The organism is Rickettsia endosymbiont of Nabis limbatus, assembly GCF_965196655.1.
Taxonomy (GTDB): Bacteria; Pseudomonadota; Alphaproteobacteria; order Rickettsiales; family Rickettsiaceae; genus Rickettsia.
Genome location: NZ_OZ239771.1, coordinates 291,777 through 314,733, shown reverse-complemented (window position 1 = coordinate 314,733; position 22,957 = coordinate 291,777). Strand labels below are relative to the sequence as shown.

Sequence of the window (22,957 nt, the reverse complement as noted above, 5' to 3'; positions counted from 1 at the left end):
TATACTATAAGTAAATCAATAATAGTTATACGATGACGGACAATAATATAGAAAATAACGAAGAAGAAATAAATGATATTATCGAAGAAACACAAAATACTGATACTAATTTAGAAATAGCAGACTTAAAAGCCCAAATAGAGGAGCTGAAAGATAAGCTAATTAGAGCAAGTGCTGAAATAGATAATACGAGAAAGCGGTTAGAAAAAGCACGTGATGATGAAAGAGATTATGCAATTACTACATTTGCTAAAGAGCTTCTAAACGTTAGCGATAATCTATCTAGAGCGTTAGAGCATAAACCACTAGACGCTTCAGTAGAAGTAACAAATATTATTGCTGGTGTTCAGATGACTAAAGATGAGCTAGATAAAGTATTTCATAAACATCATATAGAAGAAATAAAGCCGGAAATAGGATCAGCATTTGATTATAATTTGCATAATGCAATTTCTCAAATAGAGCATCCCGATCATGAACCTAATAGCGTTATTAATATAATGCAAGTTGGCTATAAAATTAAAGATAGATTACTTCGTCCTGCAACTGTTCAAGTAACAAAAAAGTAAATATATATGAATAAAACCGCTATATTTTGGCTTCTTTTTATAGGAATTTTTATAAGTGGTTTTATGCTAATTTCAGAGGCAATAAGACCATTTTTTATTGCTTTTATAATTTCTTATTTACTTCAACCTGCTATAGAATTTGTTGCATCAAAATTTAAATTATCAAATAAAATTTCATCTATTGTAGTTTATTTGATATTTTTAAGTATATTTTTTACTGCACTTACTCTTTTAGTACCAGTAATTTACGGGCAGGTCTCTACCTTAGTGAATAATATCCCTAAATATAAGGATTATTTTCAAGCAGAGATATTACCGCCTATAATGACAAAAATTTATGCAGTAGAGCCTAATATCGCTGATAAGATAAAGGATTCTTTAAGTAATTTCATAAATAGCATATTCACTATACTTGGTAGTCTTGCGAATAATTTTTGGCACTATACTCTCATTACAATTAATATATTTGTCTTATTTTTACTTATCCCTATAATATTATTCTATTTCTTACGTGATTGGACGAAAATTATCGAAAATATGAAATCATTACTACCGCTAAAAAGCAGGCACAAAATCCTTGGAATATTATCCTCTATTAATAGCCTGCTTGCTGCTTATATAAGAGGTCAGCTAAATATCTGCTTAATGTTATCTATCTATTATAGTATCTCATTTACTGTAATAGGTATTGATCTTGCTCTTTTACTTGGAATCCTAACAGGTTTTTTAGTTATCATTCCTTTTATCGGCACTTTTATCTCTTTTCTTCTAACTCTAACTGTCGGATATTTAACTTTTGGTGCAACCACAAAACTGTTTTATATAATAGTGGTCTATTTGATCGGAAATATTTGTGAGTCATATATTCTAACACCTAAAATTATTGGTGATAAAATAGGGCTGCACCCGCTTTGGATTATATTCTCAATTTTTGCTTGCGGTAGTCTATTTGGCTTTATTGGAATATTTTTTGCTATACCAATAGCTGGCGTCACAAAGATTTTACTTTTTAATGCGATTAAGTTATATAAATCTAGTAGATTTTATCGTTTGGAGGGGTAAAATGTGTTATACTAATACGACTCTATGTCTACCTACATAAGACTTTGTTGCATGGCTCGAAAAACAAGTACAATGTCATCCCCGCGAAAGCGGGGATCCAGCATAAAGCGAGACAAAGCGAGCTTTTAATTTTAAAAACTTGCTGTATTTATGCTTTTTTTCCTGGATTCCCGCTTTCGCGAGAATGACAAATATTTCTTTCGCTAGTGCAAATACTTTCCATCCATGCTTTATCTCTTATTTCCTCAAAAGAAGCTTTTGTATTAAAAATACTTCCCAAATCTTTAACCTCTTCAAATTTAATAAAATACCTTATACAAAAAAGGCTCAAGTAAAACAATGGTGTGCAGCAAATGGTAAAAAATAACTTCCAACTATAGCTATTAATTATCAATTTCCATATTTGTTCAACAGGAAAAATACTAAAGGCTGCCATAAAACTAATCACAATAGTAGTATCAATAAATAATGAGATACAAGTACTAACATTGCTCCTTAACCACAAATATTTCCCGTTGGTTGATTTGCGTATCCATAAATATAAATTAACATCAATTGCCTGAGCAATATAGCATGCGATAATAGAGGCAAGGAATGCTACACTATAATAACTAAATACTTTATTAAATGTCTCATCATTGATTTTTGACCATTCAGTAGCCGGCAAGTAACTTATAAATATAATAATTATAGTAACTAAAATATTCATATATATTGCTAATCTGATGCAAAAATTAGCTTTTTCTTTTCCGTATAGCTCAGTAATTATATCAGTAATTAAAAATGTTAAAGGGTATAATATTGCTCCTGCAGATAACTCAAACTTATGAAATGGTATTTGTAACATAACAAATTTTTGATACATTAAGTTACCAAGTATTATAAGAGTAGAAAATAATATACAAAGTCCTACATAAATTTTTTCGCTATTTGTCATAGTTAGCTATTTATCTCTCCGCTATTATCTATTATTATAAACCAAACTATTATAATAAATAATTTACAAAATAATGACAAACACTAAATATTACCCAGAAGTTAGCTCAAATGCTGATTTTGCAGTCATAGAGAAAGAAATATTAAAATTTTGGCAAGATAATAATATATTCCAGAAATCTATTGATAATCGTACTGGAGATGCTAAGTTTATCTTTTATGATGGTCCGCCTTTTGCCAATGGGTTACCTCATTATGGGCATTTACTTACTGGCTTTATTAAAGACGTATATGCCAGATATCAAACAGTTAGAGGCAAGAAAGTAGAACGCCGTTTTGGCTGGGATTGTCACGGACTACCCGCTGAAATGCAATCTGAAAAAGAACTCGGTATTTCAGGGCGTCTTGCTATTACTAATTTCGGAATAGAGAAGTTTAACGCTCATTGCAGAGATTCGGTAATGAAATATGCCGGCGAGTGGGAGCAATACGTAACATGCCAAGCAAGATGGGTAGACTTTAAGAATTCTTATAAAACGATGGATAAGAATTTTATGGAATCAGTGCTTTGGGCATTTAAAGAGTTATATAATAAAGGATTATTGTATGAATCTATGCGGGTAATGCCTTATTCTTGGGCATGCGAAACTCCACTTTCTAATTTTGAAACGAGACTTGATAATTCATATAGAGAGCGAGCGGATAAAGCAGTAACAGTTAGTTTTGTACTGGACGAGATTCCTGCTTTCGCAGGAATGATAAAAGGGGAAGAATACCGAATCCTGGCTTGGACGACAACGCCATGGACATTGCCGTCAAATCTAGCCTTAGCAGTCGGTAGCGATATTGATTATGCATTAGTTCCTAAAGATGATATTTGCTATATCATAGCTGCCTCTTCAGTTTCTAAATATGCAAAAGAATTAGAGTTAAAAGGCGATGAGCAATTTACGATAATCAAAGGCTCAGAACTTCAAGGATTAAGCTATAAGCCGTTATTTGACTATTTCAAAGATCATCCGAATAGCTTTAAGATATTTGCCGGCGATTTTGTTGTTGAGGGTGATGGCACAGGGTTGGTACATATGGCTCCTGGCTTTGGTGAAGATGACCAAATACTTTGTGAGCGGGAAGGCATAAAACTTGTTTGCCCTGTGGATAATAGCGGTAAGTTTACCAAAGAAATCCCTGATTTAGAAGGTTTACAAGTATTTGATGCAAACGACAAAATAATAATCAAGCTGAAAGAGCAAGGCAATTGGCTAAAAACTGAGCAGTATATCCATAATTATCCGCACTGTTGGCGTACGGATACCCCGCTTATATATAAAGCTGTTCCGTCATGGTATGTAAAAGTTGCCGAGTTTAAAGATAGAATGGTAGAGCTGAATCAGCAAATTAATTGGATACCTTTCCACATTAAGGACAATTTATTTGGTAAATGGCTTGAGAATGCTAGGGATTGGTCAATAAGCCGCAATAGATTCTGGGGAACACCTTTGCCGGTATGGAAGTCTGACGATCCGAAATATCCACGCATAGATGTTTACGGCTCTATAGAAGAGCTAGAAAAAGATTTCGGTGTTAAGATTACTGATTTACATCGTCCTTTTATTGATGAACTTACAAGACCAAATCCCGACGATCCAACTGGTAAATCAACAATGCGTAGAATAGAAGACGTATTTGACTGTTGGTTTGAAAGCGGCTCAATGCCGTACGGACAAGCATACTACCCTTTTGAAAATAAGCAGTGGTTTGAGGATCATTTTCCGGCAGATTTCATAGTTGAATATTCAGCACAAACACGTGGTTGGTTCTATACTTTAATGGTATTATCTACTGCCCTATTCGATCGTCCACCGTTTTTAAATTGTATATGCCACGGGGTAATCTTGGATGCCACCGGTCAAAAATTATCAAAACGTCTAAATAATTATGCTGATCCGTTAGAACTATTCGACAAATACGGCTCTGACGCTTTAAGGGTAACAATGCTTTCTTCAAATGTAGTTAAAGGGCAAGAGTTACTGATTGATAAAGACGGCAAAATGGTATTTGATACGCTTCGTTTATTTATCAAACCTATCTGGAACGCTTACCATTTCTTTACTATGTATGCTAATGCCGACCATATTAAAGGCGAACTTAATTTTACATCTGAAAACGTTTTAGACAGTTATATATTATCTAAGCTCAAAATAGCGGTAGAGAAGATTAAAGAGAGTTTAGACAATTTTGATACTCAATCAGCTTATCATGCAGTTTCAGATTTTTTTGAAGTACTAAATAACTGGTATATTAGACGAAGCAGAGCTAGATTTTGGAAAAGCGAAAAAGATACAGATAAGCAAAATGCTTACAATACTCTATATACCTGCTTAGAGACTATGGCTACCTCTATGTCGTCTCTAGTGCCGCTTATTTCGGAAGCGATATATTTGGGATTGCGTCATAAACAACCAGACGTCATTGCGAGGAAAGACTTAAGTTTTGACGAAGCAAGCTCAGGACATTCTCACGAGATTGCCACGCCACTTTCAGTGGCTCGCAATGACGGCTCTATTTCTGTCCATCTATGCAACTATCCTGATCTTTCAGAGTTTAAAATAAATAGTGAGCTAGTGGATACTATGGATACTGTGCTAGATATTTGTAGTAACAGCCTATTTATCAGAAGTAGCGAAAACGCACGTGTAAGACAACCGCTTAGCAGTATAACTATTATCAGCAAAAATAATGATAAACTAAAAGATTTTGAAGATTTGATTAAAGATGAGATCAATGTTAAATCAGTAATTTATCGTGATGATTTAGAGAATTATGCAAGCAAAAAACTATCGATTAATTTCCCGTTACTTGGCAAGCGTCTTCCGACTAAAATGAAAGATATAATAGCTGCTTCTAAAAAGAACGAATGGGAAACAACAAACAGCGGTTTAAAGATTTGTAATGAGACCTTAAATAGCGATGAATACAAGCTTATATTAGAGTCTCATTCACATATTAAAGGTGCTAGCAGCTTTGCCCATAATAGCAGTTTATTGATACTTGATCTCGAGCTAACCCCTGAGTTAATAGACGAAGGAATAGCTCGTGACATTGTGCGCTTCATACAACAAGCTCGGAAAAATGCCGATTTTGCCATAACAGACAGGATTTTAATTGATATAGATTTACCAAAAATAATTGATATTTATGGTGAGTTTATTAAGGAACAAACCTTAGGTGAATTTGCTAAAGATTTCACCCCTGATCATATTAGTGAAATCGAGCTAGAAAACCACAAACTACAACTAAAAATTAAGAAAGTAAACTGATAGTTAATTCATTAATATTTAGTTAATATTTTATATTGATAATTTACCTTTATTACTTTATAGTACGCCCGCTATAAATTAATTAAGGTAAATTATGTATAGAAGCTTCTCTTTTAAAGCTCTAAGAGCCTGTCTTGAAAAGATATAAGAAATAATTTATATTGTCAAAAAATAATAAAGTAGGAATATGTATCCCAGTGATATAGTGGAAGAAGAAAGGATACATTTAGCTCCATTTGTTGGTCCTTGCAAGATAGGACGGTCACGTAAACATAATATAAGAGATATAAAATGATACTCCTCGCAGCAGAGCTACGAGGTATCTATCCAAAAAGTTTTAACTGTTTTTGTTGAAATGCTTTATAAGAAGGTTTGCCTGAACCTTGATTTTTTACATAATTACGTAATTTCCGCTCATCACCATGTTTACCTACTGTGCTCATAAAATATCCTTTACTCCAAAACTCACTTCCCCATAATTTTTCTTTAAGATTTGGATATTTCTTAAACATTTCCTTAGATGTAATACTTTTTATGATTTGAGTTATTTTTGTTGGGCTATACATTAGTATTGACTGTAGTAAAAAATGTACATGTTCTTTATCTATGTCATTGTCAAATAAAAAGGGACCAGTAAATTGCACGAAAAAGGGACCACTATATGTAAAAATTTTTATGTCAAATGACCTCCAAATTTATAGTTATTAATACGATAACTTTTACCTGTGATGTTTAGTATATGTGCATGATGTACTACTCGATCAATAATTGCATGAGTTAATAACTCATCAGCAAATATTTCATTCCATCTTTCAAAATCCTTGTTTGTGGTAATAATGGTAGATTTATTTTCATATCGTTTAGCAATAATATTAAAAAAATCATCTACTGAATGTTTTGGTAATTGCTTAAAACCTAACTCATCATGTCATTGCTAAAGTAAAAGGGACCAGTAAATTGCACGAAAAAGGGACCAGAGAATTTGGTGTAACCTAATAAGGTTATAATGTGCAATATTCACTAGATAATTAATTAAAATAAATATCTAGTGATACAATGATAAGAATAAATATGTACACAACAATTATCACCCTTTATAAGCAAGGCAATAGTCAAAGAAATATTGCCAAACTAACGAGAATAGACCGTAAAACAGTAAGAAAAATAGTAAACCGTTATGTAGAGTCTGGTACAGAATCTCCTGCACCCTATGAACGATCTTCAGCACTGGATTCTTGGCACGAACAAATAATTGAGTTATTAGAAAAGAATCTAAGTTACATAAGAATTTTTGAAGAGTTAAAAATTCAAGGTTATACAAAAAGTTATGGTTCGCTAACCCGTTATATCAAAAAATATAAGATACAAAATAACAGTTGCATTCGTTTTCATACTTTAGCAGGAGAGGAAGCACAAGTAGATTTTGGTGACATAGGCTTACAGTATAATTCTAAGGGGCGTAGAGTTAAAGCATATGTATTTAACGCGAGTTTCGTATTCAAAAAGTCGCTGTATAGCTGATAAACAGTGGGTTACGGGGATATTGATAATACTGTTTTTGTTATAAAGTGAGTACAAAATACAAATTGCTAATTAAAATATGGTATTTATAGTATAAGAAAAAAGTTTATAGGTTATTGAAAAAACTTTAAGAGCAATAACCTATGATAATGGATTTTACAGAAATATTTTGTTACGTCGATGATTTTTTTCAAGAATTAGACAAGCATACAAATTCAATTACTAACCATAACAACAAATCTGGTCCTAAAAGTCGACTTAACAGAAGTGAGGTAATAACAATTATAATAGGCTACTGGCAGTCATCTTATGATTGTTTTAAGAATTATTATCTGAAGCAAATATGGATTTATCATCAAAGAGATTTTCAATTAGTAAGCTATAGTCAATTTATAAAAATAATAGGTCCACATTTACCACTATTAGTACTGATATTCAATTCTATTTTGGATCAGTGTGATGGCCTTTCTTTTGTAGATTCAAGTAGTATAGAGGTATGTAAGAGATACCGTATTTCAATGAATAAAGTGTTCGCCGGCATAGCAGCACGCAGTAAGACAACAAAAGGTTGGTTCTATGGACTTAAACTACATCTAATAATTAATAGAGCCGGTGGTATAGTTAAAGCATCTTTTAGCCCTGGCAATAAGGATGATAGAAAACAGCTGGAACTGATGATCAAAAATCTTTTTGGTAAAGTATTCGGAGATCGTGGTTATATTTCACAACAATTATTTCAACAACTTTTAGAGCAAGGAATTTTTATGGTAACTAGGGTAAAGAAAAATATGAAAAATAAACTTATGTCTATGTTGGATAAAATATTATTGCTTAAAAGAGCATTAATAGAATCTGTGTTTAGTAAAATTAAACTATTGGGGAAGTTTGAGCATTCAAGGCATAGATCAGTTACAAATGCCTTTGTGCATATGGTTGCAGCACTGATAAATTATCAAATGTCTGATAATAAACCTTCTATTACATCTCTCTTGATATGCTAAATCCTATGCTATATTAATTCGAAACTCGCGTTAGAAAATGAAAAATATACTCCTTCTTTGTTATGGGAACACATTAAGAATGATGTTATCTTTTCATCTAACGGATATACAATATTTGATGATACGGTGTTAAACAAAAGGAACACAAAGAAAATAGAGGTTGCTAGATCGCAGTATAGTGGAGCTACAGGTGGAGTTACTACCGGTATAGGAGTAGTGAGTCTTGTATATTATAACCCCGATATTGATAAGTTTTGGGTAATAGATTATCGCATTTTTTCACCTGATCATGATGGAGCGACGAAACTAGATCACCTACTAAAGATGTTCAATAATGCTGTTTATAGTAAAAAGATTCCTTTTCAAACTGTACTTTTTGACACATGGTATGCTACACACAAAATTATGCAACATGTTGACTCCTTGGGCAAATATTATTATGCCCCTATTAAAGCCAATAGAAATGTTAGTAAAACGTGTGATTACGAGCCTTATAAAGCTGTTAGCAAGTTGACGTTTTCAGATGAAGAAATTAAGAATGGAATGGAGATTCATATAAAAGGATTTGCCAAAAATAAGCATGTTAATTTGTTTAAATTTACTGTTTCTACCAACAGAGTTGATTATGTTGTTACCAATAACAAAACTCAAAAATCTTCTAAAGCTGCACAAGATGAGTTTGGCTTGCGATGGGTAATTGAGAGCATGCATAGAAAAATTAAGCAACTGACTGGTATAGAACGTTACCAATGCAGAAAACAGCGTATCCAACATAATCACATTAGTTGTGCATTTCTAGTTTGGGCTTTTCTCAAAAGAACTGCAAATAAAATAGGTAAAACGGTCTACCAAATAAAGTTAGGGCTTTTAGATGACTATATTGTCATTGTCAAATAAAAAGGGACCAGTAAATTGCACGAAAAAGGGACCACTATATGTAAAAATTTTTATGTCAAATGACCTCCAAATTTATAGTTATTAATACGATAACTTTTACCTGTGATGTTTAGTATATGTGCATGATGTACTACTCGATCAATAATTGCATGAGTTAATAACTCATCAGCAAATATTTCATTCCATCTTTCAAAATCCTTGTTTGTGGTAATAATGGTAGATTTATTTTCATATCGTTTAGCAATAATATTAAAAAAATCATCTACTGAATGTTTTGGTAATTGCTTAAAACCTAACTCATCAAGAATTAATAAGTCAAATGATAAGAGTAATTTAACTTTTTTGTGATAGCTATTATCTGCTCTTGCAATATGTAAATTATAAAGCATATCCGATACCGTAGTAAAATATACAGAGTATTCTCGTGTTAAAGCTTTTAATGCTAATCCAATAGCAAGATGAGTTTTGCCAGTTCCAGAATTACCTATGAATATGACATTGCCCTTAGTATTAATATAATCACAAGTAGATAAATCACTTATTACTTTGGCATCAATACTTGGTTGGAACTGAAAATCAAAGTCTTCTAAATTTTTAGTGACTGGTAATTTAGCAGCACTTTTACGACGACGGTAATTATTATCCTTACGGTGAGATTTTTCATCTTCACATAATAGTGAGAGAAATTCTTTAAATCCTAGTTTATTATTTTGAGCATAAATAATCCTTTCATTTAAGCTATTGACTATACCTGATAATCTAAAACTACGTAGGTCATTAAGCAAGTTCTGCATTCTGACCTCCAAACTCTGGCAATGGTAAGTTTACTGCATTACTATTTAAGATATTTTTAATTTTAGAGTAAGAACTTATACCGTAATGTAATGCTCTATGACAAGCTTTATCTATTAACTCATCATTGTAAACCTTACGTAAAGAAATAATACCTCTAGCACAACGTTGCCAATCATTTACTCGTGTTTGTTGTAATAACTCTAATAATAAACTGCAATTATTTCCTATCTGCTGCATTTGTTGTTGATAATGTTCACTATATTCTATAAAACCTGGGCATAGACGTTTATATTTGGCATAATGAGACGGATTAGTGGTAAATATTCCTTTGCCATCTGTTCTAACGTGCCTTGCTATTAAATCATTTTGGATAGAAAATATTTGAACAAGTTTTGGTGATAATTGTACCAGTACCTCACTGTATATATATTTTGCCGGTACGGAATAATAATTATTATCTATGGTGATATGACAATCTTTTGCTACTTTTCGATTATGCCACGATGACAAATCAAACGTTTCTAATGGTAAAGGCATTAAATTATTACTTTCTTCTTGCTCAAATAGTTCCTGAGGAATTTTTTTAGTAGTACCATGTATTCGGTTATTTGCTTTATTTAACCAGTTAGCAAGATCATGTGTTAATTCTTCATATCTATGAAATTTACGTCCAGCAAAAAAATTATTTTTGACATACTTTATTCCTGATTCTACTTTGCCTTTTTCTTGAGGTTGATATACACGACAAGGAGAAAGTAAAATTCCATAATGATCAGCTAAACGTTTGTATTCCTTCTGATATACGGGCTCATAGAAATTGCTATCTACCACTCCAGCTTTAAGATTATCAAGTTTTATTACTTTTGGACTGCCAGCAAAATAATTAAATGCATTGATATGACATTGTATCCATGTTTGACAACTTTGATCAAACACTACTTCATAATAATCAAGGCGACTATAACTTAAACGCATATTAAATACATATGCTTTAACTCTACGCCCCTTAGAATTATACTGTAAGCCTATGTCACCAAAATCTACTTGTGCTTCCTCTCCTGCTAAAGTATGAAAACGAATGCAACTGTTATTTTGTATCTTATATTTTTTGATATAACGGGTTAGCGAACCATAACTTTTTGTATAACCTTGAATTTTTAACTCTTCAAAAATTCTTATGTAACTTAGATTCTTTTCTAATAACTCAATTATTTGTTCGTGCCAAGAATCCAGTGCTGAAGATCGTTCATAGGGTGCAGGAGATTCTGTACCAGACTCTACATAACGGTTTACTATTTTTCTTACTGTTTTACGGTCTATTCTCGTTAGTTTGGCAATATTTCTTTGACTATTGCCTTGCTTATAAAGGGTGATAATTGTTGTGTACATATTTATTCTTATCATTGTATCACTAGATATTTATTTTAATTAATTATCTAGTGAATATTGCACATTATAACCTTATTAGGTTACACCAAATTCTCTGGTCCCTTTTTCGTGCAATTTACTGGTCCCTTTTACTTTAGCAATGACAACTAGGGCTTTGCAGACATTATTAGTTTTTTCCTCGTTAATAGAGCAAAGTTTAGTACAGGAGTTTCGCACTTAGGAAAATTGCATATCAGTTAGAAGCCATCTAATGTTATTCTGAATTGATGTTTTTATAACTTCCCAAGTTTGTTGATATAAAGTAATTTTTTCATTTATCCTCCTTTTGTTCATATCAAGCCATGCCAATACAGCAAGGCAAATATGATTTCTTTGAGCTCGACCCGTGCGTGCCTGACAGCTTTCAATACCACAAGTTTGTTTTAATTCTCGATGATAAACTTCTATAGACCAACGTGCCTTAACAATTTTCTCTATTTGCTCACGTGTAGGGTTTTCTAAATTAGTTGTTATGTAATCAATGCGACCATTTTTTGCCACAAACTTAAATACCGTTACCCAACCGTATCCACGTAGATGAATTTTTAGCCCTTCATCGGGAATCTCCAAAGTGTCCAAGCTAACATTACGATTAACTTTTCTATTTCTTCTTAGGTTAGTAACCCATATCCAACCTAAATTACGTATATGTTTTAAATTATCCAAACCACTATACCAAGCATCCATGACTATGGCATCAGGATTGATACCTCTTTCTTTAGCTAAAGTAAGCATATCACAAAAATGCTCGTTCTTTGTTTTGCCATCAGTTTCTTTATCATATATTCTATAATCTACAGGAGTAGATTGATCAATTTGAGTATTGTAATGCAGTAAGTTTACCATTCCTATACCAGGTATAACATCATGTACAGCCCCAGAATATTGATACTTTACAAGCTCGATCCTCTTACTGTATTGCTTTGACAATAAGGTGTCATCTCCTACTAATAAACAAGGCTCCTCTAGATCAAGATATTTTGACACTTTGCTATAGATTTCGCTAGGGCGAAAATCTTTACTCTTTAACCATCGACTTGCACTATCGTGCGATAGATCTACTGGGCTTACTTCAGATAATGCTTTGCCAGTATATCTTACACTACTTGCTTGTAAAAACGATTGATATAAATCTTTGCTACATTTTGATCTTGTCATTTTTATCTAAAACTATTTTTCTCTAGATTACCATATTCTTTGCTAAGAGCCTATCTTGAAAGACGAATATGCTCATTAAATAGTACTGCAACATATTACTTTAGCACTGTTTGATGTATCAAAAAATTTACAATTTTTAGCAAAATTACTGCTTTTTTATACAAATTGTAAACTGCTTGCTATGAATTAGTGTATTGTTTTTGTTCTCAATACACTTTCAAGACAGGCTCTAAGTGCGAAACTCCTGTAGTAATTTCATCAGACCAAGCATTAAGTATAGGCCAGTAGTATTTGTTAACGCGAGTTTCGTATTCAAAAAGTCGCTGTATAGCTGATAAACAGTGGGTTACGGGGATATTGATAATACTGTTTTTGTTATAAAGTGAGTACAAAATACAAATTGCTAATTAAAATATGGTATTTATAGTATAAGAAAAAAGTTTATAGGTTATTGAAAAAACTTTAAGAGCAATAACCTATGATAATGGATTTTACAGAAATATTTTGTTACGTCGATGATTTTTTTCAAGAATTAGACAAGCATACAAATTCAATTACTAACCATAACAACAAATCTGGTCCTAAAAGTCGACTTAACAGAAGTGAGGTAATAACAATTATAATAGGCTACTGGCAGTCATCTTATGATTGTTTTAAGAATTATTATCTGAAGCAAATATGGATTTATCATCAAAGAGATTTTCAATTAGTAAGCTATAGTCAATTTATAAAAATAATAGGTCCACATTTACCACTATTAGTACTGATATTCAATTCTATTTTGGATCAGTGTGATGGCCTTTCTTTTGTAGATTCAAGTAGTATAGAGGTATGTAAGAGATACCGTATTTCAATGAATAAAGTGTTCGCCGGCATAGCAGCACGCAGTAAGACAACAAAAGGTTGGTTCTATGGACTTAAACTACATCTAATAATTAATAGAGCCGGTGGTATAGTTAAAGCATCTTTTAGCCCTGGCAATAAGGATGATAGAAAACAGCTGGAACTGATGATCAAAAATCTTTTTGGTAAAGTATTCGGAGATCGTGGTTATATTTCACAACAATTATTTCAACAACTTTTAGAGCAAGGAATTTTTATGGTAACTAGGGTAAAGAAAAATATGAAAAATAAACTTATGTCTATGTTGGATAAAATATTATTGCTTAAAAGAGCATTAATAGAATCTGTGTTTAGTAAAATTAAACTATTGGGGAAGTTTGAGCATTCAAGGCATAGATCAGTTACAAATGCCTTTGTGCATATGGTTGCAGCACTGATAAATTATCAAATGTCTGATAATAAACCTTCTATTACATCTCTCTTGATATGCTAAATCCTATGCTATATTAATTCGAAACTCGCGTTTGTTAGCTTTATTTGATAAATTTTCCCATAATGCAGTTTTTTTAGAATGAGTTCTAGTTTGTCTTAATTCTTGAAATAATGGTTTTATAATACTCCAATATTCACTACTACAACCATTATCATCAAGTCCCCATTTTTTTACAAAGTCAATTGAATCTGAAAGTCTAGAGTGTTTTAATGCTTGATGATTTGTTTTACAAGATATGCCTATGGTAATATTTTGACCTTTAATCAAGATATCTCTAACATCACCTTTTCTTCCTGCAGAACTATTGTTAAATTCAACTGTTCCGCCTTGTTCAATTCTTAGTGATTTGATTTCTTTTCTTATAATATGGTCAATAGATATTTTGGCTGCTTTAGCAAATTCTAGTTGTTTTTTAGTGCTAATTAAATTGTAAGCTTTTTGAGCAAGGTTTGCAGCATTATCATTTTTAATTGTAAATCCTGTTAATTTTGATATTTCTAATATTATTGCCCATTCAAAGGCTTGTCCATTATTGGTTTTGACATTAGAGTGCATGCTATTTTTATAAATATATTGTATAGATATAATATAAAAATACAACTCAAAGTTCAATAATAGCTAAGTCTTTTTTAATTGTTTTAGCTATATGGTAGGCAAGCTCTACAGGGACAGCATTACCTATCATTTTATAACCATCAGGAAATGTTTGAATTCTTGCACACTCACGTATGGTTAATCGTCTATATGTATGTTCTTGTCCTTTAACAAATTTCCGTTTTTCCTGACCAGCAATTTTAATCATTTTGGGAGCTTGCGGGTGAAAAGGAATATGTCTATAAGTAGCTAGAATTGTAAAAGATTGCTCTTCCCAGCTTCTAACTCGGTTTCTTGACATAAAAATAGGAGAATAACCTGTATCTAAAAATTCATGGTTATTTATTGAATTAGTTGTTCCGATTTCTAAATTAGCTAAATCACCTATAGCTTGATTTAAATTAACTTTAGTTTTTAAAGGTTCAGGAAATTGAAATTTTTTGTTTAACGATTGATGATAACCAATAATAAAAACCCGTTCACGATCTTGCGGGACTCCATAATCGCTTGCTTTTAATAACTTCCAGCTTACTTCATATCCTTCTTGCTTGAACATATCTATTATATTCATAAAAGATTTTATATTTCTGGAATGAATTATACCATGAACATTTTCTGCTACAAAAAATTTTGGTTTTACATAACGAATTATCCTAATTTGTTCATGAAATATAAGACCTCTTGGGTCTTCTAATCCACGTTTTGCTCCTGCTTCTGACCATGATTGACAAGGAGGTCCGCCAATAATACCTGTTATTTTTTGAGGTATATCTTCGTTTGGTACGTTTAAAATAGAACGCTCATCAATTTTAGTATCAGGAAAATAGCTTCGATAAGATGGGGTAATAGTTTTATCATATTCATTTGCCCAAATAGTTTTAAAACCAGCTTTTTTAAAACCAATATCCATTCCCCCTGCACCCGCAAATAATGAAATTAATGTAAGGTTAGATTTGTCTTTCATTTTAGTAAAAGTTTTATATTAATCCCGTTTTTTTCTTAAAAAAGCTGGTATATCGTGAATGTCAGATTCTTTAGTATCTTCATCGGGCATACTAACTACAACATTTTTTCGTTCTGGGATTTGATTATTATTTTGTGTTCGCAGAGACCCCCACATTCTTACAAAGAAAGATGATTTGGGAGTTTCTCCAGCATCATTAGTAAGACTTACCTTTGGTTCCATATCGTCGTTGATTGGATTAGGGGCTTGGTCTAGAGAGTCAGCAATTTCTGCTTCGTCGTTACTATAGCTGTTAAAATTAGGAATTTCTTCAATATGAACAGGTTGATCTCCTTGAATAGATTGAGCTCTAAGTTTTGTATCCTCATCTTCTTTGGTAGATAAATCGATAGCACTAGAATTAACAGGTTTATAAAGCGGTATTTTATCTGCATCAATACCTGTTGCAACAACTGATACTCTAATAATCCCTTTTAGTTCAGGATTAAATGTTGAACCAAAAATAATATTAGCATCTTTATTATTTACTTCTTCTCTAATTCTATTAGCAGCGTTATCGACTTCAAATAAAGTCATATCTGGACCGCCGGTAATATTAATTAATACACCCCTAGCACCACACATTGAGCTATGATCAAGTAACGGATTAGAGATTGCAGATTCTGCTGCTTTAGTAGCTCTATCCTCACCGCTAGCCTCGCCTGTACCCATCATAGCTTTGCCCATTTCGCTCATAACAGCTTTGATATCAGCAAAGTCAAGATTGATAAGACCTGGCATAATCATTAAATCCGTGACGCCTCTAACGCCTGCATGCAGTACATCATCTGCCATTTTAAAAGCATCAGCAAAAGTAGTTTGCTCGTTAGCAATACGAAATAAGTTTTGATTTGGTATCACGATTAAAGTGTCAACAAATTGTTGTAAATCTATAATTCCTTTATCGGCAGTTTTCATACGATGTCCGCCCTCAAAATGAAAAGGCTTAGTTACTACTCCAACTGTTAGAATTCCAAGTTCCTTAGTAATTCGTGCAATAACTGGTGCAGAGCCAGTACCAGTACCGCCGCCCATGCCTGCCGTAATAAACACCATATTACTATTTTCTAGATAATTGCGAATTTCATTTTCTGATTCTTGGGCAGCTGCCGCTCCAACTTCAGGGGCAGCTCCAGCACCAAGACCTCTAGTTGTGGAGACGCCCAGCTGTATTTTGTTTTCACAGCGAGAATATTCTAATGATTGTGCATCAGTGTTAGCTACTACAAAATTAGCTCCTTGCAGGTTAGCACCAATCATATTATTTACTGCATTACTACCTGCACCCCCAACACCAAAAACTGTAATACGCGGTTTTAATATTATATTTTCTGGTGCTTTTATGCTTATTAAAGCCATGATAATCGTTTATTTATATTATTATGATTTAAGTATAATAGAAGATTTAGAAATTTCCATAATCTTTTAAGAAAATTTATGAATGCTACCAGTCAAGATTAGTTTTTGCAGCAAGTTCTATCGCTTGTTCTATATTAAAATCTTGACCTAAAGGAAAAACAGCATAAGGATTTTCTATATTTCCATTAAATCCTAGTTCTCCTAAAACTAAAGCTGATGCATCACAAGAAAAATCACTAGCCTCACCTTTTACGCTATTCGCAGCATCATTAAGTGCAGAATCTGTAGGTCATTGATACCATATTGTAGTATGTGGGTTATATAATTCTTTAACACCTGAAACGCCATATTTTTCAATTTGCTGAGCTATTTTTAAAGCATTTTCGTCTTGTGCTTCAATTTTGGGCTTAAGTGTTTCGAGAGTATTGCTTGCTCTTTCAAGGGGACGCTTGTGATATTCATTAAATGTATCAACTACTTTATTATGCAAATCACATATTGCTTCATAATCTTTCTTAACCTTATCATTTTCATCAAACGCTTAATATTTATATCAATCCATCTATCAGGTCCGGTAACTACTATTTCATTTTTAAAATTTAATCTCTTAGGGTTTAATTCCCCGAAGGTCTGCTTCGTGATATACTAGATGCATGGAAGAAAGCAGTTATATACATAAAAGTGATAATGTCACAGTACTAATATATCATTTAGTAACACCGGCAAAGTATAGAAGAGTAATATTCAATGAGGAACTAGACGATTATTTATGTAAAATTTGTGAGGACATAGAGGCTCGTTATGAAATTAGATTTTTGGAAATAGGAGTAGATAAAGATCATGTACATTTTTTACTACAGTCAATACTAATGTATAGCCCAACAAAAATAACTCAAATCATAAAAAGTATTACATCTAAGGAAATGTTTAAGAAATATCCAAATCTTAAAGAAAAATTATGGGGAAGTGAGTTTTGGAGTAAAGGATATTTTATGAGCACAGTATGTAAACATGGTGATGAGCGGAAATTACGTAATTATGTAAAAAATCAAGGTTCAGGCAAACCTTCTTATAAAGCATTTCAACAAAAACAGTTAAAACTTTTTGGATAGATACCTCGTAGCTCTGCTGCGAGGAGTATCATTGTGATATTTTTTGTGTTATAAGCTATATCTGCTAGTTTAGCAGATATTTTTGGTAAATCCAGAAAGTTATATACACCATGGTACAATGTAACATGGCATTTATTATGTTGATGCTCAAGACCTTGCGGTACTAGTTGTTTAGCAAGTTTTGTATTTATATCTATAAATTGTTGTGCTACTTCAGAGCTTGGTAAGATAGCTATCGCATATTCAACATAAGGATCTGTCATAAATTAACTCCATATAACATTATATCTTTAATGTAATAGGTTTTATTTAGATTAGCAACTTTTGTTTGAAATGTTTAATAGCGGAACAGCATTATGATGTTATTGTGTGGATCGAAAGTCGTCATCAATTTAGTGTTGCTGTATGGCTTGAAAAATACCCAGTATGTCATTCCTGAGTGAGGCTTACTTGCGTGGATCAAGAAAGGCATTTTATGTCATTCCTGCGAAAGCAGGAATCTAGAAAATAAACTAAACATATCAATAAATTTGGTATGTTGAACTGGATCCCGCGATCAAGTCGCGGGATGACAAGAACTGATCCACGCAACAATATTTTACCTAAGTAGGTAGGTTTTCTATTCATCTTCTACCTTCGTCTCTAAGTTCTTTTATAGTATAGCTTAATGCGATAAGATAGTGACTTAGAGTATGAGTTAGATTATACTAAATGAAAAACTTATGGCAAAGGCATATTCATACGATTTAAGAATACGAGTAATAAAAAGTTTAACAGATGGTAAAACAATAAAAGAGACTTCTGAGATATACTCTATTAGTAGGAAGACTATAATAGAATGGAAAAAATTAAAGAAACAAACCGGCGATATCAAAGCAAAAAGTGGTTATCATACAGGACATCGTAGAATAATAAGAGACATAGAGGGATTTAAAAAATTTATAGAATTAAATTTTGATAAAACCACCATGGAACTAGCTAACAACTGGAGTCAAAAAGTATCTGCAAGTACGATATCAAGATTGCTTAATAAATTAGGTTATAGTTATAAAAAAAACTTTTCTTCATCCCAAAAGAGATGTTGGTCTAAGGAATGAGTTTATATTGAAACTAAAAACTATAGACAAACAAGATTTAGTATTTATCGATGAATCTGGGATAGAAGATAATAGCTGTAGAGAACACGGGTGGAGCATTATCGGTCAAAGATGTTATGGTGAAAGGGTCTATCAACATAAATCACTGATTAGTATGATTGCTGGGGTGTCTGCCAAAGATATTATTGCCCCAATAATATTTGATGGGACGGCACCGTCATATATGGACGCCTGGTTAAAAACAAGTACTAAAAATAAAAAACAGTTAATGATAAATGAAGCAGTCATATATTCGGCATCAAAGTGCCATAATGGTTTCTGCATTCTGCCTAAGATCCTAGAGAGATTCACTCAAGTTAGCGGTATCTAGGTACCATGACGTTAGCTCGGATTTCATCCAGAATGATTATGTATTATCTCTTTAACCCGCCGTTTTATTATTCTACTTTGTTTTTATTTCTTTACCCCTATCTAGTTTAAAAATTATATAGTTTATAATTTATCCTAAATCTTAAGTACTATTATACCAATTGGTAATTTCTGTTCTTTACCAGACAGGCATAAGCGATTCTAGCCAATTTATTAGCTGTAGCTACTGCAATTACATTGAACGATTTCCCTTTTTCTTTTAATCTTTCAATAAATTCTGATAACGCTCCTGATGTCTGATTAGTTTTATAGCTTCTCATCAATAAAGACCTACCAGCCTGTATTAGCATTGTTCTTGCATATCTATCACCTTGCTTGGTTATTCTTCCTAGAATAATCTTACCTCCAGTGCTATTTTGTTTCGGGACAATTCCAAGTGAAGCAGCAAAATCCTTAGCAGAATCGTATGCTTCAACCGGTTTGATGCTTAAAATACTTGCGTTAATTGTACCAATTCCTGGAATAGTTTCTAAAATTTTTGCCTTCTTGGAACTCCGATTCTTTGCTGCTAATTCTTTATCTAAGCTTTGTTCACGAATCATCAATTGTTCAATTTCTTTACAATCCAGCAACATTTGTTCAGCAATAGTGTTGTTAATAAATCCTTCTTCTAGGGCAAAATTTACAAAATTTTGACAAGATTTTGCAAATGTAGATTTTCCGCATGTTACCAAATAGCCAAATTCAAATAATGAAGTCATCAGAGAGTTGCTGTACTGAATCCTTTGTTGTATTATATTTTGTCTTGCTTTATGCAGGTAAGATATTTCTTGCTCTTCTATTGTTTTAGCTTTGACGTGTATTAAATCGGGATCACATGATGCTTTGCAAATTGCAATTGAATCATTAATGTCATTTTTTTGTCGAGTTTTTGCATATGCTTTCACATCTTTAGGTTTAAGCAAGATGGCTTTATGTCCTATTGATTCAAGCCTTTGAGCCATATAATGAGCTCCACCACAAGCTTCAAATACAAAGGTTTCTGACTCTGGAAACATTGTTGATAAATTTTCAAAAAAGCTTCTTCGATCCATTGCTTTTTTTAATACAACTTTATTGTCTAAATTTATTGCTGCAAAATGCAACTTTCTTTTTGCTAAATCAATTCCTATTACTTTATAATTACTCATGGTATGGACTCCTTTATAAAATTATTAAAAATTACAAACCTATCTTAGGTTTTGGTTCTTTGATATCTTAATATCACTTAAAACCGTTGATAAGTTCTTTCTTATCATTGGCGTCCATACCATCAAGTTAAGAGAGATGTAAATTAAGTATTGAGCAAATGCATGGAATAATTTATAGAATAGCAGTAACCATTTATCTCTAAATTTCACCATTATGCGTATTACTCAAGCTCCGAAGAGACATCGTTTTCCAGCAAGCATCATTAGCCATGCTGTATGGTTATATCATCGTTTTAATAGTAGCTACCGAGATGTTCAAGAACAGATGGCATATCGAGGTATTATTTTGAGTCATGAGACAGTAAGATTTTGGTACAACAAATTTGCAGTTTATTTTCAAGATGTTATCAGAAGGAGAGAGCGGAAGCCAACTGATAAATGGCATTTAGATAAAATGAACATTAAGATTAAAGGTGAAGTATTCATACTATGGAGGGCTGTTGACTCTGAGGGACATGAATTAGAAGTATTGCTACAGAAGCGACGCAACAAGAAATCAGCTATTCGCTTTTTATTAAGATTATTGGGCAATTACCCAGCTCCAAGAGTAATTGTTACTGATAAGCTCAAGAGTTACATTAAACCGATTAAGCTTATGTGTCCTAGGACTAAACATCGAACTAATAAGAGATTAAATAATCGCGTTGAGAATGCACATCAACCAACTAGGCGAAAAGAGAAGATATTGATTAAATTTAAGCATCCTAATGCAGCACAATGTACATTATCACTGATGGGAAAAGTTAGAAATATATTTGCCGTAAATGTTGGAAGATATACTAAAACAGCACCTGACCAAAGAATTGAATTTGCATCCGCTAAATCCATTTGGGATGAAGCTACTCAAAGACTTCTTGCTGCCTGAAATCTAAAAATATTACTCTTTTTGACACTATGTTACTTAACTTGACGATGCCCAAGAAGTTTCTCAAAGTAAGAGTAAGTTTCTTGCAATTCATTTGATAAGCTTATGCCATTAATATTTATTTTTTCAGCTTTATCTTCTATATAAGGTATTCGTGAAACCACAAGTGATAAAATTTGTTTTGCGGGTTTACTTAAAACTTTTCCGTTATTTGCAGTTAAATTTTCCATTCAGGTGGTATAAAATTCCCTACTATATCGTAAAAAATTGTATCATTAGAAGACGCTGACAAAGAGAAAAGAGCAACTATTTTATTATAGTTCCTCCATTTTATTGAGGGGAAGCCAGCATATACCCAGCATATAAAAAATATATATAAGGTAAGGAGGTGTTAGAAAGCTGATTATAATATGGTGGGCGATGACAGACTCGAACTGCCGACCCTCTCGGTGTAAGCGAGATGCTCTACCAACTGAGCTAATCGCCCTATATTATTAACTTAAAGTTAATTAGATAAAATACAATGAAGAATAAATTTATTAAAAACTAGAATTAAAAAATAATATAATTGTTTTTATGATTTAAATTTAATTCATGGTTTTTATTTTTTTCGATAATTTACTGATTTTTCTTGATGCAGTATTTAACTTAATTATATTTTTTTTCACACCTTGCATTATCTTAGATTGTGCAATTACTAAAGCTGAATTAGCTTCTTCTTTATTACCTTGATTAATTTCATGTAAAACTTTTTTCACAAAAGTTTTTATTGCACTAGCTCTTTTTTTATTAACTAAGGTTTTTTTTACTGTTTGTCTTGCAGCTTTCTTTGCTGAAGAATGATTAGCCATTATTTAGTCCCTTTATTACTTTTAATATCTTCTTTGCTATTATCTTGAGGTATATTTCCTTTAGCATTAATATCTCTATCTACAAATTCAATATATGCGATTGGAGCTAAATCACCATAGCGAAACCCAGCTTTTACTATTCTAGTATATCCACCTGGTCTATCTTTGTATCTAGCGCCTAAAACATTTATAAGCTTCTCAATTGCTTTTTTATCTTTTATTTTTGATAGAATATTTCTTCTTGCTGCTAAGTTATTATCCTTAGCTTTAGTAACTAAAACTTCAATATAAGGTCTTAATTCTTTAGCTTTTGGCAAAGTAGTTTTTATTTGTTCATGAGTAACAAGTGATACTGCCATATTAGCAAGCATTGCTTTCCTATGGCTACTTGTTACATTTAATTTTCTACCTTTAATTTTATGTCGCATCTTTAT

Annotated in this window: 24 protein-coding genes, 1 tRNA gene and 2 pseudogenes; 11 read left to right on the top strand and 16 right to left on the bottom strand. The window is 32.3% G+C overall.

What is annotated here, in order from left to right; all coding sequences use genetic code 11:
• The first annotated feature begins 32 nt into the window (after positions 1-32).
• Both grpE and ACOAL3_RS01830 read left to right on the top strand, forming a co-directional pair.
• A complete protein-coding gene (grpE, locus tag ACOAL3_RS01835) occupies positions 33-569 on the top strand; it encodes a nucleotide exchange factor GrpE (protein ID WP_419235227.1) in 537 nt (178 codons plus the stop codon).
• A gap of 6 nt (positions 570-575) precedes the next feature.
• A complete protein-coding gene (locus ACOAL3_RS01830; protein WP_419235226.1) occupies positions 576-1,631 on the top strand; it encodes an AI-2E family transporter in 1,056 nt (351 codons plus the stop codon).
• A gap of 292 nt (positions 1,632-1,923) precedes the next feature.
• On the opposite strand, the pseudogene ACOAL3_RS01825 reads toward ACOAL3_RS01830, so the two are convergent.
• Positions 1,924-2,568, bottom strand: a pseudogene (locus tag ACOAL3_RS01825) (queuosine precursor transporter); the annotation flags it as partial.
• A 73-nt stretch (positions 2,569-2,641) separates the two neighbouring features.
• Between ACOAL3_RS01825 and ileS the strand changes: the two are divergent.
• On the top strand, positions 2,642-5,887 hold the full coding sequence (gene ileS / locus ACOAL3_RS01820; RefSeq protein WP_419235225.1) for an isoleucine--tRNA ligase: 3,246 nt from the start codon (positions 2,642-2,644) through the stop codon (positions 5,885-5,887).
• A 323-nt stretch (positions 5,888-6,210) separates the two neighbouring features.
• Here ileS and tnpA (ACOAL3_RS01815) read toward each other — a convergent pair whose 3' ends face one another.
• On the bottom strand, positions 6,211-6,531 hold the full coding sequence (gene tnpA, locus ACOAL3_RS01815) for an IS200/IS605 family transposase (protein ID WP_419235224.1): 321 nt from the start codon (positions 6,529-6,531) through the stop codon (positions 6,211-6,213).
• 29 nt (positions 6,532-6,560) lie between these two features.
• The gene (locus ACOAL3_RS01810) at positions 6,561-6,755 is read right to left on the bottom strand and encodes an ATP-binding protein (RefSeq protein ID WP_419235672.1); all 195 of its coding nucleotides are present in this window, start codon (positions 6,753-6,755) and stop codon (positions 6,561-6,563) included.
• A gap of 203 nt (positions 6,756-6,958) precedes the next feature.
• On the opposite strand from ACOAL3_RS01810, the gene ACOAL3_RS01805 reads away from it, so the two are divergent.
• The 3 genes and pseudogenes from ACOAL3_RS01805 to ACOAL3_RS01795 all read left to right on the top strand — a co-directional run.
• The gene (locus ACOAL3_RS01805; protein ID WP_419235223.1) at positions 6,959-7,408 is read left to right on the top strand and encodes a helix-turn-helix domain-containing protein; all 450 of its coding nucleotides are present in this window, start codon (positions 6,959-6,961) and stop codon (positions 7,406-7,408) included.
• Positions 7,409-7,551: 143 nt separating this feature from the next.
• Positions 7,552-8,409, top strand: a complete 858-nt coding sequence (locus ACOAL3_RS01800; RefSeq protein WP_419234519.1) for an IS982 family transposase — start codon at positions 7,552-7,554, stop codon at positions 8,407-8,409.
• Between the two features lie 30 nt (positions 8,410-8,439).
• Positions 8,440-9,306, top strand: a pseudogene (locus ACOAL3_RS01795) (IS701 family transposase); the annotation flags it as partial.
• Positions 9,307-9,356: 50 nt separating this feature from the next.
• On the opposite strand, the gene istB reads toward ACOAL3_RS01795, so the two are convergent.
• From istB to ACOAL3_RS01780, 3 genes are all read right to left on the bottom strand, one after another.
• Entirely contained in the window at positions 9,357-10,100 is a 744-nt protein-coding gene (gene istB, locus ACOAL3_RS01790; RefSeq protein ID WP_419234522.1) for an IS21-like element helper ATPase IstB, read from the bottom strand.
• On the bottom strand, positions 10,084-11,490 hold the full coding sequence (istA, locus tag ACOAL3_RS01785) for an IS21 family transposase (protein WP_419234561.1): 1,407 nt from the start codon (positions 11,488-11,490) through the stop codon (positions 10,084-10,086). Before istA ends, istB begins: the two co-directional genes overlap by 17 nt.
• Before the next feature lie 216 nt (positions 11,491-11,706).
• Positions 11,707-12,687 carry an IS701 family transposase gene (locus tag ACOAL3_RS01780; RefSeq protein ID WP_419234551.1) on the bottom strand — a complete coding sequence of 327 codons (981 nt, stop codon included), beginning with the start codon at positions 12,685-12,687 and terminating at the stop codon, positions 11,707-11,709.
• Positions 12,688-13,165: 478 nt separating this feature from the next.
• On the opposite strand from ACOAL3_RS01780, the gene ACOAL3_RS01775 reads away from it, so the two are divergent.
• The gene (locus tag ACOAL3_RS01775; protein ID WP_419234519.1) at positions 13,166-14,023 is read left to right on the top strand and encodes an IS982 family transposase; all 858 of its coding nucleotides are present in this window, start codon (positions 13,166-13,168) and stop codon (positions 14,021-14,023) included.
• 3 nt (positions 14,024-14,026) lie between these two features.
• Here the strand turns inward: ACOAL3_RS01775 and ACOAL3_RS01770 are convergent, their stop codons facing one another.
• The 4 genes from ACOAL3_RS01770 to ACOAL3_RS01755 form a co-directional block, all read right to left on the bottom strand.
• Positions 14,027-14,578 carry a HaeIII family restriction endonuclease gene (locus ACOAL3_RS01770; RefSeq protein WP_419235221.1) on the bottom strand — a complete coding sequence of 184 codons (552 nt, stop codon included), beginning with the start codon at positions 14,576-14,578 and terminating at the stop codon, positions 14,027-14,029.
• Between the two features lie 46 nt (positions 14,579-14,624).
• On the bottom strand, positions 14,625-15,581 hold the full coding sequence (locus tag ACOAL3_RS01765) for a DNA cytosine methyltransferase (RefSeq protein ID WP_419235220.1): 957 nt from the start codon (positions 15,579-15,581) through the stop codon (positions 14,625-14,627).
• 18 nt (positions 15,582-15,599) lie between these two features.
• A complete protein-coding gene (gene ftsZ, locus ACOAL3_RS01760; RefSeq protein ID WP_419235219.1) occupies positions 15,600-16,979 on the bottom strand; it encodes a cell division protein FtsZ in 1,380 nt (459 codons plus the stop codon).
• A 289-nt stretch (positions 16,980-17,268) separates the two neighbouring features.
• Positions 17,269-17,469, bottom strand: a complete 201-nt coding sequence (locus ACOAL3_RS01755; RefSeq protein ID WP_419235218.1) for a hypothetical protein — start codon at positions 17,467-17,469, stop codon at positions 17,269-17,271.
• Positions 17,470-17,632: 163 nt separating this feature from the next.
• Between ACOAL3_RS01755 and tnpA (ACOAL3_RS01750) the strand changes: the two genes are divergently transcribed.
• Positions 17,633-18,091 carry an IS200/IS605 family transposase gene (gene tnpA / locus ACOAL3_RS01750; RefSeq protein WP_419235140.1) on the top strand — a complete coding sequence of 153 codons (459 nt, stop codon included), beginning with the start codon at positions 17,633-17,635 and terminating at the stop codon, positions 18,089-18,091.
• Here the strand turns inward: tnpA (ACOAL3_RS01750) and ACOAL3_RS01745 are convergent.
• Positions 18,061-18,354, bottom strand: coding sequence for a hypothetical protein (locus ACOAL3_RS01745; protein ID WP_419235217.1), 294 nt, complete (start codon positions 18,352-18,354; stop codon positions 18,061-18,063). The two genes, tnpA (ACOAL3_RS01750) and ACOAL3_RS01745, sit on opposite strands and share 31 nt — an antisense overlap.
• Positions 18,355-18,813: 459 nt before the next feature.
• Between ACOAL3_RS01745 and ACOAL3_RS01740 the strand changes: the two genes are divergently transcribed.
• Together ACOAL3_RS01740 and ACOAL3_RS01735 are read left to right on the top strand one after the other, a co-directional pair.
• Complete coding sequence (locus ACOAL3_RS01740; protein WP_395476636.1) at positions 18,814-19,188, top strand: helix-turn-helix domain-containing protein; 375 nt, start codon at positions 18,814-18,816, stop codon at positions 19,186-19,188.
• 7 nt (positions 19,189-19,195) lie between these two features.
• A complete protein-coding gene (locus ACOAL3_RS01735) occupies positions 19,196-19,558 on the top strand; it encodes a transposase (RefSeq protein WP_419235216.1) in 363 nt (120 codons plus the stop codon).
• Between the two features lie 151 nt (positions 19,559-19,709).
• On the opposite strand, the gene ACOAL3_RS01730 is transcribed toward ACOAL3_RS01735, so the two are convergent.
• Complete coding sequence (locus tag ACOAL3_RS01730) at positions 19,710-20,747, bottom strand: IS110 family RNA-guided transposase (protein ID WP_419234517.1); 1,038 nt, start codon at positions 20,745-20,747, stop codon at positions 19,710-19,712.
• Positions 20,748-20,961: 214 nt separating this feature from the next.
• Here ACOAL3_RS01730 and ACOAL3_RS01725 point away from each other — a divergent pair, with 214 nt between their 5' ends.
• Positions 20,962-21,672, top strand: a complete 711-nt coding sequence (locus tag ACOAL3_RS01725) for an IS6 family transposase (protein ID WP_419234763.1) — start codon at positions 20,962-20,964, stop codon at positions 21,670-21,672.
• Positions 21,673-21,704: 32 nt separating this feature from the next.
• Here ACOAL3_RS01725 and ACOAL3_RS01720 read toward each other — a convergent pair whose 3' ends face one another.
• From ACOAL3_RS01720 to rplQ, 4 genes are all read right to left on the bottom strand, one after another.
• Entirely contained in the window at positions 21,705-21,902 is a 198-nt protein-coding gene (locus ACOAL3_RS01720) for a hypothetical protein (RefSeq protein WP_419235215.1), read from the bottom strand.
• Positions 21,903-22,083: 181 nt separating this feature from the next.
• Positions 22,084-22,159: transfer RNA gene (locus tag ACOAL3_RS01715), tRNA-Val, on the bottom strand.
• Between the two features lie 100 nt (positions 22,160-22,259).
• On the bottom strand, positions 22,260-22,523 hold the full coding sequence (gene rpsT / locus ACOAL3_RS01710; RefSeq protein WP_016948257.1) for a 30S ribosomal protein S20: 264 nt from the start codon (positions 22,521-22,523) through the stop codon (positions 22,260-22,262).
• Entirely contained in the window at positions 22,523-22,951 is a 429-nt protein-coding gene (gene rplQ, locus ACOAL3_RS01705) for a 50S ribosomal protein L17 (protein WP_395476530.1), read from the bottom strand. Before rplQ ends, rpsT begins: the two co-directional genes overlap by 1 nt.
• Positions 22,952-22,957: the final 6 nt, after the last annotated feature.

Excerpts from the sequence above, each read along its gene's own strand:
- ACOAL3_RS01830 (WP_419235226.1), top strand. The coding sequence starts at position 576 with ATGAATAAAACCGCTATATTTTGGCTTCTTTTTATAGGAATTTTTATA.
- ACOAL3_RS01725 (WP_419234763.1), top strand. The coding sequence starts at position 20,962 with ATGCGTATTACTCAAGCTCCGAAGAGACATCGTTTTCCAGCAAGCATC.
- ACOAL3_RS01730 (WP_419234517.1), bottom strand. The coding sequence starts at position 20,747 with ATGAGTAATTATAAAGTAATAGGAATTGATTTAGCAAAAAGAAAGTTG.
- ACOAL3_RS01800 (WP_419234519.1), top strand. The coding sequence starts at position 7,552 with ATGATAATGGATTTTACAGAAATATTTTGTTACGTCGATGATTTTTTT.
- grpE (WP_419235227.1), top strand. The coding sequence starts at position 33 with ATGACGGACAATAATATAGAAAATAACGAAGAAGAAATAAATGATATT.
- ftsZ (WP_419235219.1), bottom strand. The coding sequence starts at position 16,979 with ATGGCTTTAATAAGCATAAAAGCACCAGAAAATATAATATTAAAACCG.
- tnpA (WP_419235140.1), top strand. The coding sequence starts at position 17,633 with ATGGAAGAAAGCAGTTATATACATAAAAGTGATAATGTCACAGTACTA.
- ACOAL3_RS01740 (WP_395476636.1), top strand. The coding sequence starts at position 18,814 with ATGGCAAAGGCATATTCATACGATTTAAGAATACGAGTAATAAAAAGT.
- ACOAL3_RS01805 (WP_419235223.1), top strand. The coding sequence starts at position 6,959 with ATGTACACAACAATTATCACCCTTTATAAGCAAGGCAATAGTCAAAGA.
- ACOAL3_RS01780 (WP_419234551.1), bottom strand. The coding sequence starts at position 12,687 with ATGACAAGATCAAAATGTAGCAAAGATTTATATCAATCGTTTTTACAA.
- ACOAL3_RS01775 (WP_419234519.1), top strand. The coding sequence starts at position 13,166 with ATGATAATGGATTTTACAGAAATATTTTGTTACGTCGATGATTTTTTT.
- ACOAL3_RS01720 (WP_419235215.1), bottom strand. The coding sequence starts at position 21,902 with ATGGAAAATTTAACTGCAAATAACGGAAAAGTTTTAAGTAAACCCGCA.
- ileS (WP_419235225.1), top strand. The coding sequence starts at position 2,642 with ATGACAAACACTAAATATTACCCAGAAGTTAGCTCAAATGCTGATTTT.
- ACOAL3_RS01765 (WP_419235220.1), bottom strand. The coding sequence starts at position 15,581 with ATGAAAGACAAATCTAACCTTACATTAATTTCATTATTTGCGGGTGCA.
- istB (WP_419234522.1), bottom strand. The coding sequence starts at position 10,100 with ATGCAGAACTTGCTTAATGACCTACGTAGTTTTAGATTATCAGGTATA.
- rplQ (WP_395476530.1), bottom strand. The coding sequence starts at position 22,951 with ATGCGACATAAAATTAAAGGTAGAAAATTAAATGTAACAAGTAGCCAT.
- istA (WP_419234561.1), bottom strand. The coding sequence starts at position 11,490 with ATGTACACAACAATTATCACCCTTTATAAGCAAGGCAATAGTCAAAGA.
- ACOAL3_RS01745 (WP_419235217.1), bottom strand. The coding sequence starts at position 18,354 with ATGACAGATCCTTATGTTGAATATGCGATAGCTATCTTACCAAGCTCT.
- ACOAL3_RS01770 (WP_419235221.1), bottom strand. The coding sequence starts at position 14,578 with ATGCACTCTAATGTCAAAACCAATAATGGACAAGCCTTTGAATGGGCA.
- rpsT (WP_016948257.1), bottom strand. The coding sequence starts at position 22,523 with ATGGCTAATCATTCTTCAGCAAAGAAAGCTGCAAGACAAACAGTAAAA.